This is a genomic window from Streptococcus sp. 4155, from assembly GCF_013276695.1.
Lineage (GTDB): Bacteria > Bacillota > Bacilli > Lactobacillales > Streptococcaceae > Streptococcus > Streptococcus pseudopneumoniae.
Window position 1 is genome coordinate 1 of sequence record NZ_VMLM01000079.1, and the last position, 1,049, is coordinate 1,049.

At 40.0% G+C, this 1,049-nt stretch carries 1 pseudogene; it reads right to left on the reverse strand.

Features of this window, described 5'->3' with window-relative positions:
• Nucleotides 1-109: 109 nt before the first annotated feature.
• Nucleotides 110-1,049, reverse strand: a pseudogene (locus HT715_RS09395) (IS630 family transposase); the annotation flags it as partial.

The following is a 1,049-nucleotide window of genomic DNA, read 5'->3' on the forward strand; positions in this document are numbered from 1 at the left end:
TTTGAGGTTGTAGATGAAGCTGACGTGGTTTGAAGAGATTTTCGAAGAGTATGACCAGCTTGCAAGCTGGTCTTTATGCTCTTTTCACAGTCTCATCAACCAGTTATACTCATCTACTTTCAAAAAGCATTCTAGTCCATCTCCGATTAACGATGGACGTTATCACCTCCTTCTCCAGTCCTTGTATAACATCTTGAAGTTGATTCATGACATCTTCCAAAGTTCGAAAGGCTTTATTCTTAAATCCACGTTTACGAATCTCTTTCCACACTTGTTCAATGGGGTTCATCTCTGGTGTGTATGGAGGAATAAAGGTAAAGCCAATATTAGTCGGAATCTTTAAGGTACTTGATTTATGCCATATGGCATTGTCCATAACGAGTAAAAGATAATCATCTGGATAAGCTTGTGAAAGCTCTTCTAAAAAGGAGTTCATCCACTCAGTATGACATCCACCAGCGATTAAGAAAAATGATTCGCCTGTATGGGCATCAACAGCTCCATAACAATAGCGAAATTCTCGTATATAGTGACTATGGACATGTGGACCTACTCCCATTGGAGCCCAACAAGATCCCAGTTTACTGATTCTACCGAAACCAGCCTCATCTTGGTACATCAAGCGAACCTTACGAAAAGGTCTACTGGTTTTAAAGCGCTTTCTTTTCTTCTTGAATTGAGATTTTATTTTTAGACGCGACAATGGTTTGAACGTCTGCTTTCTTGGGATGTGCTGGACGTGGCCTAATATTTCGCCAACCATGGTGCTTCAAGAGTTGATAGAAGGTATCACGTGTGTAGGAAGAACCTAACTCCTTTGTATAAGCCTGAAATAAGGCATCAATTGTAACAAATTCTCCTGCCTCTGCAGCCTTCAAATGACAGGCAAGAAAGGCTTTCTCTTCCTCAATTGTCATATATGCATGGTTACGACCACCACGTGTTTCTTGAAGGAGAGAATCGAGTCCGAACTCCTCATATTTTTTTACAGTTGGCCAAATCGTTGTTTGATTACAGCCTAAAAGCTCTATAATCTCTTTATAAGATTT